The 14,459-nt window shown below is 51.2% G+C and carries 13 protein-coding genes; 8 read left to right on the forward strand and 5 right to left on the reverse strand.

Annotated features, from left to right (window positions below; translation table 11 throughout):
• Window positions 1-110: 110 nt before the first annotated feature.
• Entirely contained in the window at window positions 111-1,466 is a 1,356-nt protein-coding gene (locus tag M1D61_RS05045; protein ID WP_458121412.1) for a dipeptidase, read from the reverse strand.
• A 650-nt stretch (window positions 1,467-2,116) separates the two neighbouring features.
• Here M1D61_RS05045 and M1D61_RS05050 point away from each other — a divergent pair.
• The 3 genes from M1D61_RS05050 to M1D61_RS05060 all read left to right on the forward strand — a co-directional run bounded on the left by M1D61_RS05050 (window position 2,117) and on the right by M1D61_RS05060 (window position 6,182).
• Window positions 2,117-3,481, forward strand: a complete 1,365-nt coding sequence (locus M1D61_RS05050) for an Nramp family divalent metal transporter (RefSeq protein ID WP_458121413.1) — start codon at window positions 2,117-2,119, stop codon at window positions 3,479-3,481.
• 969 nt (window positions 3,482-4,450) lie between these two features.
• A complete protein-coding gene (locus tag M1D61_RS05055; RefSeq protein ID WP_458121414.1) occupies window positions 4,451-4,882 on the forward strand; it encodes a hypothetical protein in 432 nt (143 codons plus the stop codon).
• Window positions 4,883-5,204: 322 nt separating this feature from the next.
• Window positions 5,205-6,182 (forward strand): MBL fold metallo-hydrolase, encoded by a 978-nt coding sequence (locus M1D61_RS05060; RefSeq protein ID WP_458121415.1) that lies wholly within the window; start codon window positions 5,205-5,207, stop codon window positions 6,180-6,182.
• A gap of 338 nt (window positions 6,183-6,520) precedes the next feature.
• Here the strand turns inward: M1D61_RS05060 and M1D61_RS05065 are convergent, their stop codons facing one another.
• From M1D61_RS05065 to M1D61_RS05075, 3 genes are all read right to left on the reverse strand, one after another.
• Window positions 6,521-7,189 carry a DUF2306 domain-containing protein gene (locus M1D61_RS05065; RefSeq protein ID WP_458121416.1) on the reverse strand — a complete coding sequence of 223 codons (669 nt, stop codon included), beginning with the start codon at window positions 7,187-7,189 and terminating at the stop codon, window positions 6,521-6,523.
• A 38-nt stretch (window positions 7,190-7,227) separates the two neighbouring features.
• Window positions 7,228-7,653: a hypothetical protein gene (locus tag M1D61_RS05070; protein ID WP_458121417.1), complete on the reverse strand. Its 426-nt coding sequence runs from the start codon at window positions 7,651-7,653 to the stop codon at window positions 7,228-7,230.
• 73 nt (window positions 7,654-7,726) lie between these two features.
• A complete protein-coding gene (locus M1D61_RS05075) occupies window positions 7,727-8,725 on the reverse strand; it encodes an arsenic resistance protein (RefSeq protein ID WP_458121418.1) in 999 nt (332 codons plus the stop codon).
• 161 nt (window positions 8,726-8,886) lie between these two features.
• Between M1D61_RS05075 and M1D61_RS05080 the strand changes: the two genes are divergently transcribed.
• Window positions 8,887-9,534 (forward strand): hypothetical protein, encoded by a 648-nt coding sequence (locus M1D61_RS05080; RefSeq protein WP_458121419.1) that lies wholly within the window; start codon window positions 8,887-8,889, stop codon window positions 9,532-9,534.
• Between the two features lie 240 nt (window positions 9,535-9,774).
• On the opposite strand, the gene M1D61_RS05085 is transcribed toward M1D61_RS05080, so the two are convergent.
• The gene (locus M1D61_RS05085) at window positions 9,775-10,362 is read right to left on the reverse strand and encodes a phosphatidylglycerophosphatase A family protein (protein WP_458121420.1); all 588 of its coding nucleotides are present in this window, start codon (window positions 10,360-10,362) and stop codon (window positions 9,775-9,777) included.
• 281 nt (window positions 10,363-10,643) lie between these two features.
• Between M1D61_RS05085 and rph the strand changes: the two genes are divergently transcribed.
• The 4 genes from rph (at window position 10,644) to M1D61_RS05105 (ending at window position 14,456) form a co-directional block, all read left to right on the forward strand.
• Entirely contained in the window at window positions 10,644-11,402 is a 759-nt protein-coding gene (rph, locus tag M1D61_RS05090; protein ID WP_046215749.1) for a ribonuclease PH, read from the forward strand.
• Window positions 11,399-12,025 (forward strand): XTP/dITP diphosphatase, encoded by a 627-nt coding sequence (locus M1D61_RS05095; RefSeq protein WP_458121421.1) that lies wholly within the window; start codon window positions 11,399-11,401, stop codon window positions 12,023-12,025. The genes rph and M1D61_RS05095 overlap by 4 nt, the downstream gene beginning before the upstream one ends.
• A 320-nt stretch (window positions 12,026-12,345) precedes the next feature.
• Window positions 12,346-13,188, forward strand: coding sequence for an STM4015 family protein (locus M1D61_RS05100; RefSeq protein ID WP_458121422.1), 843 nt, complete (start codon window positions 12,346-12,348; stop codon window positions 13,186-13,188).
• Entirely contained in the window at window positions 13,161-14,456 is a 1,296-nt protein-coding gene (locus M1D61_RS05105; RefSeq protein ID WP_458121423.1) for an STM4014 family protein, read from the forward strand. Before M1D61_RS05100 ends, M1D61_RS05105 begins: the two co-directional genes overlap by 28 nt.
• The last annotated feature ends 3 nt before the right edge of the window (window positions 14,457-14,459 follow it).

Here is a 14,459-nt window from a genome sequence, read left to right on the forward strand (position 1 = left end):
AGTATATGCAGTAGACGGACAAGCCATGTAGAAAATTAAAAAACACCTTCAAAAGTATCCATTTTCCGATTGGAAAGCGGTACGATTGAAGGTGTTTTGATGTATAAAGATTACAAATTGCTCAGGAACTCGACGATCGTCAGCATGCCTTTATCAAAGTTCTCCAGGTTGAAATGCTCGTTCGGTGCGTGCAGATTCTCGTCCGGCAGACCAAAGCCCATCAGCACAACGGTCGGCGCGATCACGCGGGAGAATTCTTCCACGATCGGGATCGAACCGCCATCCTTGGTGAAGAGGGCGCGTGTGCCATAGACGGCTGCATATGCATCAGCTGCTTTTTGCAGCATTTCGCCGGATGGATCGATGTTAAAGGCGCGCGCTTTCTCGCCCGGAGTGATGGTCAGTTTGGCACCGTTTGGCTTCACTGCTTCCAGGTGGGTGATGATTTTATCCAGTACATCCTGCGGGTTCTGGTCAGCGACCAGGCGGCAGGTGATTTTGGCATGGGCTTCTTTAGGGATAACGGTCTTGGTGCCTTCGCCCTGGAAGCCGCCGTATACGCCGTTCAGCTCCAGTGTCGGACGGGCGCCTACACGCTCGACAAAGGAATAACCTTCTTCACCATGCAGCGCTTCCAGTCCCAGATCGGTCTGCAGCTGCAGTTCGTTGAAATCCTGCTTTACGAACTCGGCACGCATCTCCTCGGAGAGAGGCAGTACATCGTCATAGAATCCGTCTACGAGCACTTTGCCATCGCGGTCATGCAGCGTAGCGAGCAGTTCGACCATTGCATGCAGCGCATTCGGCACGCCGCCGCCAAAGGAACCGGAGTGCAGATCCGTATTGGCAGTGTTGATCGCAATCTCCAGTGAGCACAATCCGCGCAGACCTGTGCTGATCGCCGGCTTGCCGCGCTCCAGCAGGGAAGTGTCGGAGATCAGTACCGCATCGGCAGCGAGTGCTTCGCTGTTGGCTTCCAGGAAGCCCGGCAGATGGGCGCTGGAGATTTCCTCTTCGCCTTCGATGCAGAATTTGATATTAACCGGCAGGGAGCCCTGCTGTTTGAGAATCGCTTCTACCGCCTTGATATGCAGGAATACCTGACCCTTGTCATCGGTAGCACCGCGGGCGAACAGCTTGTCACCACGGATGGTCGGTTCAAATGGAGGCGTCTCCCACAGATTCAGCGGATCGACCGGCTGTACATCATAGTGACCATACACCAGAATCGTCGGCTTGCCCGGAGCATGCAGATGATCTGCCGTTACAATCGGGTGACCGGCAGTTTCGTTTACTTTGACGTTTTCCAGACCGGCACGGGTCAGTGTAGCGGCCAGCCACTCGGCAGCACGCAGCATATCCGGCTTGTGCTCGGACAGGGCAGAGATACTTGGAATGGACAACCACTCTTTGAGTTCAGCGAGATGCTGTTCGCGGTTTTCCTGAAAATATGTAGCATAATTCATAAGATAATAACCTCCTTTTAATAGTTGGAACTTTTGCTATACACGATTAACCAGTGGTTAAAAAGCGTTATGTGTTCTATTGTACTACTTTTGGCAGCGGCAATAAAACTGCCATTTTACTTTGGAAGGCAGCAGGCATCATGGGTGCTTGCCCGGCGTAATAAAGTGGCCGAGAAGTTGGAAAGTGAAATGCGGGATGGAAGGACATGCTGCCAGGAGCTGTGCTTGTGACTTCATTACCCTATAACACCTATTTTTCAACTTTAAACGTGATGTAATAAAACAGGCATGGTATCCGTAGATACCATGCCTGTTAAGTTATCGAACATCTTTTCTGAGTATGAGACGGCTCAAGGTCAAAATCCGCATCCTCCGTAAAGAGAGTGAACCAATACAGGATTGATTGGTTAAATGTAATAGTGGAGTTACAGGAGAGTGGATGTGCTGAAACAGAGAGAGGCTAGGTTTGAATTTAAATTGCTCTCACCCATAAAGTTTACCTATTGACAAATAATTTGCACGAGTGCAAAATATATTCTAAAGCATATGTATAAATTGCAACTGTACATCTGGCAAGACGAACATAGAGCATTTACAAGAATATTCAGAGACAAAGCCGGAGACGGCGCAAGAGAAGTGAGGGAGAGAGAATGGACACCAATACTGAAGTAAATCAACCCGCGGCCAAACCGAGCTGGCTGCGCAGCAGTTCCTCGATCAGTCTGGAGGAAGTGAACAATACAGTCGCTATCCCGCAAAATGCCGGTTTCTGGCGCAAGTTTTTTGCTTTTGCCGGACCGGGAGCGCTGGTAGCGGTTGGTTATATGGACCCCGGCAACTGGGCGACCTCGATCGCCGGTGGTTCGCGATTCGGATACACCCTGCTGTCGGTCGTCCTGCTGTCGAGTCTGGTTGCGATGCTGCTGCAGACTTTGGCCGCCAAGCTGGGCATTGTGACCGGCAAGGATCTGGCTCAGGCGACCCGGGATGCCACCGGCAAGAAGATGGCGGTGTTCCTGTGGATTCTGACCGAGCTGGCGATTATCGCCACCGATCTGGCCGAGGTTATCGGTTCGGCGATAGCGCTGAATCTGCTGTTCGGCATCCCGCTGCTGTGGGGCATTGTGATTACGACGCTGGATGTACTGCTGCTTCTGCTGCTGCAGAAAAAGGGGTTCCGCATTATCGAATCGATTGTTATCGTATTGATCGCGACGATCTTTGTCGTGTTTGTATTTGAAATGATCGCTGCGCGTCCGGATGTGGCTGCGATATTCGGCGGTTACGTGCCGAAGCTGGAAGTGGTGACCAACTCCGGCATGCTGTTCGTAGCGCTTGGTATTCTGGGCGCTACAGTAATGCCGCATAATCTGTATTTGCACTCTTCGATTATCCAGTCCCGCCAGTACAAGCGGGATGAAGCCGGACGCCGTGAAGCGGTACGTTATGCCCGTCTGGATTCGGTATTTTCACTGACGATCGCCTTTGTTATCAACTCGGCGATTCTGATCCTCGGAGCGGCAGCATTCTACGGCAATGGTCTGCAGGTGTCCGAGATTGAAGGAGCGTATGAGCTGCTCAGTCCGACACTTGGCGTAGGTATTGCCAGCACCCTGTTCGCGGTTGCCCTGCTGGCCTCCGGCCAGAACTCGACCATTACCGGTACACTCGCCGGTCAGATCGTTATGGAAGGATTCGTCCGGCTGCGGATCTCGCCGGTACTGCGCCGGATTATTACCCGCCTGCTGGCGGTGATCCCGGCATTTATCGTGACCTGGCTGTATGGGTCAAGTGGAACCGGAGATCTGCTGCTGTGGAGTCAGGTCGTGCTCAGTCTGCAGCTGCCATTTGCAGTTATCCCGCTGGTCAAGTTCACCAGTGACCGCCGCAAGATGGGCAATTTCGCCAATGGCAAGCTGGTTCAAAGTATTGCCTGGCTGGCGACCGGTCTGATCGTGGTACTTAATGTATTCCTGCTCGGTTATATTATTGTAACCGGTCATGCATTCGGATGATCGAGCATTGGATAATGTATGGTACACAGCTGTAACCTTGATACCATTTTAACGATCAATTCATGTTTTTCTTCTATATATACAGACTGCAGCGAAGTGGAGGGTAGTGATCCACGCTGCATTCCCGAATATAAGTCTCTGCTGGAAGTGTTTTCTTCCGGCTGAGACTTTTTTTGATGAAATGTTTATGGATCGGCAATTGCCCACTGTTGTATAGAATTCCGAACTGTATTTGATTGGCTGTCGGGACGATTTCCTAGTCTATAGGAGCAGAACGTCGATTTAAGGTAGGAATTAGCCTGGAATAGAGCATTTTAGCCTGAATGGGTAGGAAAAAAGGGAGTAATAGCGGGATTGATGGCATAATACTGCAGAAAACAATACAATAAACAGGCTTCAGCTTCCTTTAGAACTAAGAGAATAATGCGTTTTTACGTGACCATGGGAATGAAGCGGGCTGGAAAATAGTAAGTAGGAAGCCTTTGATTTTTTACATTATTTTTAAATAGTCTGGTGTTTATGGTAAACCAAACACGTCGTGTTAACGAATAATTGTTATGGATAGCCGTCTAGCAGTCATGATACCGAGCTTATTTCTGGTAAATTTGTATCAAATTTGATTAAATCAGGGTTTTCGGATTTATACGATATCGGGTGGTTAAAGATATAGTAATCACGCAATCGCGCCTGTACTGGAAAATGGTAGGATATGCACAAGCAATTACTATTAAGTATTAAGAACCATTTCCTATTGTAGGATTAATGGTACTTGAGGCATACTTAAGACACAAATAAAAATGCAAAACATTAAATAAATTGTCGTAAAAGCACGAATTAGAGGAATACGCTATAAATAATTTGTAAAATTTTCCGATAAACTAATTAACAAGCACAAACACGCAATGACTTACCTAATACGTACTCAACTACCAAATTAAATGATGACCATAAACTAAGGGGGACTAACCTATGAATTACAATCAATTGACTGACGTGAAAATTATGGAGAAAGCAAAACCGGTATCCGGAGGTTGGTTCCGTTTCGTAGAAAACACAGAAACAACAAAAGGCGCTAACGAAGTAGAACAATGGGCAGCGATCTACCACGTGGAAAACGATAAATACATCGTAACCAATGATTTCTTCAACGTAGGACTGAACGATCATGCAGGCAAAGTAAACATCGTTGGCTATGGTGACAGCCTGGACAGCATCATGTTCGTAATCTGGGAGCATCAAACCGAGTTGGGCAAAGACTACACCATCCTGGATCAAATCCGTGAAATCAAAAATGAAGAGATCGAAAAAGCCAGTCAAAAAATGTGGAACTGGGAAGAAAAAGCAGCAGACACAACGTACTTCAAGCACGAAATGTTTAATCCTTGGGAAGAAAGCTATTGAGCAATGGTAGTACGATTACGGGAAAAACCCTTCTGACATTTACCTGATGAAGATATATACAGGTAAAACAGGAGGGTTTTCGTGCGTTCAGGGCCGATAATCCGGCATTTTAACCAATCCTTACGAAATACCGCAGCATAACCTTTACACTACGAGAAGAATGATAAATCCTGCCACGAATGATTTATTCTGGTCGATCAGTAAAAAAGGAAAAGATAAACAAATGATGAAAATGAAAAATAACCATACAACTATGCTAAGATGAAAATATCTTGGCAGAACAAGTTTCTGCATTATTATCCGGATGGAGGCTTATCACATCATGCAATTACCTGAAATCACCGGGGGAGAACATGAGATTATCCAGGTGAAAATAGCGATGTCCTATCCGCTGCGCTGGGTCAACAGTTATCTCATCGGCGGTAGTGCAGGCTGGAGTATTGTGGACCCGGGACCACGCTCGGCAGACAATGAGCAGGCCTGGCAGCAGGTGCTGCAGACGCTGGATATACCGCTCTCATCGATCTCTTCAATTGTGCTGACCCATCATCACCCGGATCATTACGGATTATCCGGATGGTTCCAGCAGCAGGGCGGCATGCCGGTCTGGATCTCCGAACGTGCGCTGGCTGAAGCCAATCGCTCGTGGGCTGCCGGCAACACGGCAGCCCGCGATCTGGTTCATCTGTTTGCCAGTCATGGCATGCCGGAGGAAATCACTTCCCGGCTGCCGGCTCATCTGGACAGCTTTGTGCCGCAGGTGATCCCGCAGCCGGACGTGACATTGATTCAGCCGGGACAGCCGTTGGAGATGGGCGGTCGTCCATGGAAGACGATCGAGACGTCAGGCCATGCGGCTGGACATATGTCCTTTTACCAGCCGGAACAGCGCCTGATGCTGTGTGGCGATGCGGTACTGCCGCAGATCTCGCCCAATATTAGCCTGGTGCCGGGAAGTGATCCTTCCCCGCTGGAATCCTATCTGATCGGACTGCGTCAGCTTGGTCAGTATGAGGTGGATCTGGCTTATCCGGGTCATCGTCGTCCGTTTACCCATTTCCGTGAACGGACGGAGAAACTGCTGCTGCATCATGAAGAGCGGCTGCAGGCGATGGAGAATCGCATCCGTGAGACGCCCTGCACCGGCTACGAAGTGTGCAGCAGTCTGTTCAACAGCGAACTTACCCTGCATCAGCTGCGGTTCGCCATGTCCGAGACGCTCGCTCACCTGGTCGAGCTGGAACGTCTGGGTCGAGCGCATCGGCAGGAACAGGACGGTTTGATCACCTTTTCCTCATAGAATACGTTTGGGAATGGCTGTCTTCCTGTTAGGCATGTTGGCAAATGCCTGTATGCTTATTACATATAGGATGTACGTATGACACTGCAGATGACCGAATCCTTGGTGAGGAACATCCTATAGACACAACAACCTATCGACATAACAAAAAGGCTCCCTATCCGGGAGCTTTTTTTATCATTACCATTGGATAGTTGCAGCGAGGTACACGTATTTATCCTAATATTTATATTCGCAAAAATACAAGAATGGAAATTCTCGGCTGCAGCCTGCCTTTCCAGCTGGTCAAATGCGTTACATCCGCTTGAATATATCTGTATCCCCAGCAGTTTGCTCGCTCATCTGTGCCGGACGTTCAGTCTATCCATATCGACCGGATGACGGAATATGGTCCGGTTAATCAGCTCGGCCAATACAATATTGACCCCAATGGCTGCGTACACTCCAATAATATAGCTCAGTGTGAATTCCAGTCCGAACAGATGCTGTCCGATCAGGCTGATGCCATGGATAAATATATTCGTAAAGCAGAACACATAACTGCGCACCATCCAGCGGCGGTGACGAAACAGATTGCCCCGCTTGATCTGTATCAGCGCAGTAATCGTTACCCACAGCCAGGCGATATTGACCAGATTAAAGGGAATGCTGGTAATCTTACCGCCTGTCGCATAGGGAGCGAGATAGCCGGACGTCAAATCGACGACCAGCACCGCTACAATATACAGATAGCCGTTGATTCGGTGCCAGCGGCGATAGCGCCGCAGCAGATACGGGGAAAAATTGAGTGCGCCGCCCACCATGGCCCAGCAGGCGGCGATCACGTGAATATACATCATATTGAGCCACAGTGGGACATTGAGAGGGCGTTTCAGCTCTGTTTTATGAACCAGAAAGTCAGCTGCAGTAGGGTCCAGCAGCAGATTCAGGTATAGTGTATACAGCGTATAGATCAGTGCAAAGGCAAGCAGCAGCACATACAGCAGCTGCCGGATAGATTTGTTCATCGTTAACCTCGTTTGGTCATTATTCGGTATAGTGTGCTTCAGACCCCATCTGTCAGTTTAGACAGCGCCCGGCGTGCGTGGCTCAGAAATTGCTCGCTTTGTTCGCGAACTTGCGGAGACAATTCATGATCCAGCTGAATCTCGGTATGCCGGATCGTATGCTGAAGACTGTGCAGCAGTGCGTCACGTTCGGCATCATCGAGCAGCGCTTTGAGCTTGTCCGCCACATGGGGTTCGTAGGGACGCTGGTTGTATTCGGCAGCCGTCATTTTGCGAATATCGAGATAATTATTTCTGACCTCGATCACGACAGTATCCATTTTGCGGGACAGCTTTTCCGTCTCGACGACGACCATTTTGTTGACATGATCGGGATAGACGTTGGCAATTTTTTGCCTGATATTCAGCAGACCGCTAATCTTGCTGAAAGGAATCTTGTGTATCCGGTGAACTTCATCCGACATGCAGGCCACTCCTATCGTTGAGATGAGTTAAGATGATTGGGATATGCAGTATTTCCGTACGTACTCTCTTCATTTAATTACCCGCAGACCGCCTGTTTCGCTCAAGTATCGTTGAACGCAGCAGCAGGGAAGGGACGATCCGAATATAGATAAGTTCTGCAATCAGTTCCACCATCGTCTGGGCGACGATGACCGCTGCGGCAGTGACCGCCCACGGTGCAGGCAGCGCGAGCGCCAGCGGCAGGACGACGAGGGAATTGCGTGTGCTGGCGCTGAAGATCAGCGTTCGTCCTGCGCCGGTATCCAGCCGACAAAGCCGTGCGACAAGGCTCGCTGCGACAGGCATGATCAGCGCAAAACCTGCATAGACCGGCAGCACACCGATAACCGTCCGGGCATCTTCATAGACCCGGTGCATCTGTGAAGCCGTAATAACCAGGAGCACCAGTCCCATCAGTGGAACCGGCAGCCAGGCCGTTCCATCCTGCCATCGCCTGCCAGCCGCCTGCCGCTGGGCCCATATCTGGGTAGCCATGGCGAGCAGCAAAGGAACGGCGATCAGTATAATAAACGTAACAATAAAAGGCCTGGCCTGCATCCATTCCGCCGCCGGAGCGCCGATAAACAACCGAAGGTAGAATGGCAGCACAATCAGCTGTACAATAAGGAGCAATGGTGTCGCGGCAAGCATCAGCTTTTCATTGCCGCGTCCCAGTCCGGTAAAGACGATGACATAGTCAATACAGGGGGTCAGCAGAACGAGGCAGATGCCAATGAGTGCCGGCGTGGGCTGCGGGAACAGCGTGATCAGCAGCCATACGACCAGAGGTACCAGTACAAAATTGGTGAGCAGAAGAGCAGTGGTAAATATTGCATTGCCCATGCTTTTTCTGATATGTATAAAAGGAATCTGTACAAACATGCTGTATAATAATACCGCCAGTAAAGGAGAGAGCAGGATATCCAGAGCTGCACCGCCGGAAGGCATCCATGTCCCGATAGCGACACCGAGTACAAGCAGCAGCAGATAGATCCCAGTTTGCCGGTGTTCCAGAGCTTCTTTTGTGATCAAGCGTGTAGGCTCCTTTTGTTTTTGTTCGATTATATCATACAACGTTTTGCCGCAAAGGCAGGATTTAACTGGAATTAATTGCTTTTTCATCGTATCTTAAGCTAGCGCTCTTACAATGAATACATTCTTATAGCCCAGGCTACGAAAGGGGCACATACATCATGAACAATGCAGACAGCTCAGCCATCGATCTGATTGTACAGGGATTACGCTTATTCGCTTATTTATCACTGCTGATCGCCGCTATGATCGGAATATTTGGCAGCATGTCGATGCTGTCTGACGGCAAACGTTCCCTGTGGTACCGCTGGCGTTCTGCACTCGTCTATACGGGCCTTGCCGTAACCGTCGTGCAGGGAATCACTAGTCTGCTCAATATCGGTATCCGTCAGGGCTGGTCGGCTGCTTTTATTCCGTTCACCACCTATGGAGGACGGCTCAGTAACGGATTTGCCCTGATTGCCTTTTATATTACACTGGCTTATATCATTCCTACGCTGATGGTCCGCAAGCGTCACGGACAGCAGCTGCCTTCCCGTTTTCTCTCCGTACTGCTGTTTCCGGTATTGGAACTGCTCCTGCTGTCCGGCATGCTGACCCGCAACTACGCCGGTCTGCTGTCAATGCGTCTAATTTATGTATTTACCGCCGTCTGTCTGATCTGGCTGTTCGTACTCAAATGGATATCCAGTGAAGGCAAGGAACGCGAAGAACAGCGCTATCGCTGGCGCAGTCCGGATATCAAGCTCACCCATCGTGCGGCGGAAGAGCATGATCACGAGGAAGACTCCCCGCCGCTGCCCCGCTAGATGTCCGAATGGATATCCTCAGTCCTTGGGAATGATTTATACAATAAATGAAAAAGCAAAAAAATCAGAAATACACCTGTCTGCTGCTATGGTCATGCTATGGCGGCAGGCAGGTGTATTTTGTTGTCTGTACGTGCACAGGGATTATATCAAAGGATAGTTTACTGCACAGTTATCTTTTCAAATAGGCGGATTGACAGGTACAGCGTGTGTACTGCTGCTATCGCTGTCTATTTTCGCTCAATGTTCGGTCGCCTCATCATCTTCTGGCAGGTCCATCTTCGCCGTGTCGATATTGTGCTGCTCATCATCCATCTGCCGGCCATGGGCGATTCGGCTGCTGGCGGCGGCGGCAATGGCACCGACAATATCATCAAAGAACGTATGGATCGGCCCCAGACTTTTGTCGTTCAGTCGTCCGAGTACGCCGGGCTTCAGCTTGTCGATATAACCATAGTTGGTGAAGCCGATACTGCCGTATACGTTCACGATGGCAAAGGCGAGAATCTCATCGACGCCATACAATCCTTCGTCGTTCTCGATCATTTCCTGCAGCGGCGAGATTAGCTGCCCTTTCTCGGCGAGAATGTCCAGCTGTACACCGGTCAGCAGTGCATTTTGCACTTCACGCTTCATCAGTACCTTGTTGACGCTTCGTTCGCATTCCTCAATGGTCAGATCAGGATAATAGCTCTGCTGGAGAAAGAGCACCAGCTCGGCGATTTCGCGTATGGTGACGCCTCGCTTGGACAGCCACTCCCGGGTCGCCTGTTCGACATTCAGGCTGTTCAGACTGTACGGCATTTTGCCGGATTCGTTATTTTCCATGGATAGACACCTCTCTCTACAGAACTGTAACCGGCTGCATGGAGCCAGATGAATCCTGTCCGTCAGGGTAATTGCAGGTGCCGGGCAGGATGCAGCCGTGTATATTTTGTATATTAACCTGGGTATGCCTGCTGCTAACCAGATCGTCCAAGCACTGTGGAAACAGGCTGTTCGTGCTGTCTGTTTTTGGCGTATTGGGGGCAATTGTCGGTTAAGGGTGCTTTTAGAGGACATGTTTGTTAGAATAAGGATGCGAAATAAGAAGCAGGAGGCAGACAACCATGAGAATCAACGGACGGCAGCAGAACGAATTGCGCCCTTTGAAAATAACACCCAATGTCAATAAATATGCGGAAGGTTCCGTGTACATCGAGGTCGGCGATACCAAAGTGCTGTGCACAGCATCGGTCGAAGAACGGGTTCCGCATTTCATGAAAGGGCAGGGCAGAGGATGGGTTACCGCCGAGTACTCCATGCTGCCGCGGGCTACACAGACACGCAATCAGCGTGAAGCGGCGAAAGGCAAGCTGGGCGGGCGTACGATGGAAATCCAGCGTCTGATCGGACGCGCGCTGCGCTCCATCGTGGATCTGCAGGCGCTCGGTGAGCGCACCATTACGATCGACTGTGATGTCATCCAGGCGGATGGCGGTACACGCACCACTTCGATTACCGGAGCATTCGTTGCCCTGGCTATGGCTATGGACAAACTGGCGGTACAGCACAAGCTGGCACGCTTCCCGATTACCGATTACCTGGCTTCGGTCAGCGTAGGCATCGTGGGCGACCGCGCCGTACTGGATCTGAACTATGAAGAGGATTCCAAAGCCAAGGTTGATATGAATGTGGTTATGACCGGAACCGGTGAATTTGTAGAGCTGCAGGGAACCGGTGAAGATCGTCCATTTACCCGCAAGGAACTGGATCAGATGCTGGAACTGGGTGAAGAGGGTATTCGGCAGATGATCGAGCTGCAAAAAGAAATCCTCGGCCCAATCGCTCTCAAAATTACGAGCGGACAGGCAGGCGCACAGGTATGAGAAAGGTCAGCGGCAATACAGTTATTGTTGCGACCCGGAATAAAGGCAAAGTGTTGGAATTTACGCATGCTCTCGCCCCTTATGGGCTGGAAGTGCGCAGTATGTACGACTATCCGGATCTGCCGGAGATCGTGGAAGACGGCAGTACTTTTGCCGAGAATGCATTCAAAAAAGCCAAAACCGTCGCCGATGCGCTGGGCGTACCGGTACTGGCAGACGATTCCGGTCTCTGCGTAGACCGTCTCGATGGAGCGCCGGGTGTGTATTCTGCTCGCTATGCAGGGGAGCAGGCGACCGATGCCGATAATAATGCCAAGCTGCTGAATGTGCTCGAAGAGCTGCAATTGGGTGAAGATACCGAGCAGCCGCTGCTGAGCACGGCGCGCTTCGTATGCAGCCTGGTGCTATATGATCCGACGACCGGCGAGAAGCTGACAGCCGAAGGAACGGTCGAAGGCTGGATTACCTCGGAGCCTTCCGGCAGCAAGGGATTTGGCTATGATCCGCTGTTCTATGTGCCAACCGAAGGCAAGACAATGGCGGATCTGACGATGGAACAGAAACACCGCATCAGTCACCGTGGTGCCGCCCTTCGCAGCCTGGTTGCCCAGCTGGAGCAATAAGGAAATGACCGGTTTCAAGCAAAGAAAAATGGGCGGTCTGTTCGTATTTCGGCAGCCGACCTCATCGTAAGCTTAAGCTGTACAGCCCTGTGGCTGTGCAGCTTTTTGTATACATACGACATAGCGGCTTACAGCCGGAAAATACAGGCAATACTCGTGCCATATGGTGGGCAATTTTATCGTAAGCACGGTCTTCATCCATACAAAATAAATGGCTTCAAGCGGTACGGAGTCTTTGATTTATAGCCGGGTATTCATGTAAAATAGTTGTTATCAGCGCCTTACTGACAGATCAGTATACGAAATGGAGGAAATACATAATGGAGATCAAATTGAGTCTGGACTTTGACGCTTACGAAGATGGAGCCACCCTCACTCCCTTGATTGAACAACTGGCACAGGACCCGGAGAAAAGCCAGGCGCTTACCAGTCTGGTGATCGGTGACTGGGGCGGAGCATATGAGGAATCACCGGATGGATTTCTGCCGGCGCTAATTGAGGCGAGCGGAAGGTTCCCAAATCTCCGCAAGCTGTTTATCGGCGATATGAGCTACGAAGAATGCGAAGTGTCATGGATCAATCAGACCAATCTGGGTCCGCTGCTGGCAGCCTATCCACAATTGGAATCGTTTACGATCAAAGGCAGTACCGGTCTGGAACTGGAACCGCTGGAGCGTGCACGGTTGCAGAAGCTGATTATTATCTGCGGCGGATTGCCGTCGACGGTGCTGCAATCGATTCATAAGGCCAAGCTGCCCGAACTGCGCAAGCTGGAACTGTATCTCGGTGTGGAAAATTACGGATTCGACGGTGATCTGGAACAGGATATTTTGCCGTTCCTTTACAATAATCCATTTCCCAAGTTAACTTCCCTCGGACTCAAGGACAGCGAACTGCAGGACGAGATTGCGATCGCTGCAGCGAGTGCGCCGATACTGCAGCAGCTGGAAGAGCTGGATCTGTCGGAAGGTACGCTGTCGGACAAGGGTGCAGAAGCGCTGCTGAACAGCGAAGCGGTACGCGGACTGAAGCATCTCAACCTGAACTACCACTATATGTCGGATGCAATGGTGCTCCAATGGCGCAGCAGTGGAGTAAATGTTAGCCTCGATGAACAGCAGGATCTGGATGATGAGTGGCGGTATCCGTCGCTGACGGAGTAATGCAGCCACATACCATCCTGTTCGGCAATCCGGGCAACAAACGAACGACGGGCTGGCAGCAGGCACTGGAGCATCATGAACAGCCTGCTGCGCTGGAAGTGCCTTATATCCGGCTGCTGCAGGCGATTCGCGCAGGCGACCGTCTGATCGATCTGTTGGACAGTCTGATCCGGCGCCATTACAATCAGCATGCTGTACACCATTATCCATCCGATCTGCTGGCACAGCCGCTGACCCTGCGGCTGGATGCCCCGGGTGAGAATACAGCGGTGGAGCGCGGATTGATCGCGCTCGGTGCTGACGATGCGGAAGGTCTAATATCCGACGATCTGCTGCCGCTGCCCGAATATACGCATGGCAGCACTATTACCGCTGCCATGGCGAGACGACTGGAACCTCATCACGGGCGGGTATTCTATCCGGCCCAGTGGTTTCGCGGCTACTGCCGGCTGCTGTCCTGGCTGCGACTGGAGGTGCAGCGTGATCTGTCTCACGGACGCTGGATGAATGATCCGGCAGAAGCGGCGATCATGTTCGACAAGCGGCGCTGTTCACGCTGGCTGGATCAGGCGGGAATCCGGGTACCCGGTGTGCTGGCAGCAGCGTATGAGGATATGCCGGGCAGCTATGATTCACTGCGACAGCTGATGGAGCAGCAGCGGGTGTACCGCGTGTTCGTCAAATTATTTTGCGGCTCCGGTGCTTCCGGGGTCATCGCTTATCAGTATCATCCGCGTACTGGAGCCGAGATTGCCTCGACGACGATCGGGATGGAGCAGTGGAACGGAGAGCAGATCATTTACAATTCCGGCAGGCTGCGCCGGTATACCGATCATGAGGTAATCCGCCGGATGATCGACTGGGTTGGGCAGGAAGGCATGCATGTGGAGCGCTGGATCAGCAAGGACATGATCGGTGATATGGCCTATGATGTACGCCAGCTCGTCTGCGGAGAGCAGGCCGGTCATGCGGTTGTACGACTGAGCCGGACACCGATTACGAATCTGCATCTGCGCAATAAACGGATGCTGCTGGAGCAGACGGATCTGTCTGCAGCGGTCAGGGAAAGTATCCGTATGACCGCGATGGATGGACTCGTAGCCTTTCCCGGTTCCTTTTGCGCCGGGATGGATGTGCTGGTGCCTGCGGGCGGCGGAGATCCGCTGATCGCGGATGTGAATCCGTTTGGCGATCTGCTCTATTATGTGCAGCATGAAGGGCTGGGCGCCTATGAATGGGAGCTGGCCCGCTGGCTGGAAAGGAAGTAAGAC

The sequence above is a fragment of the Paenibacillus sp. Z6-24 genome, assembly GCF_054161335.1.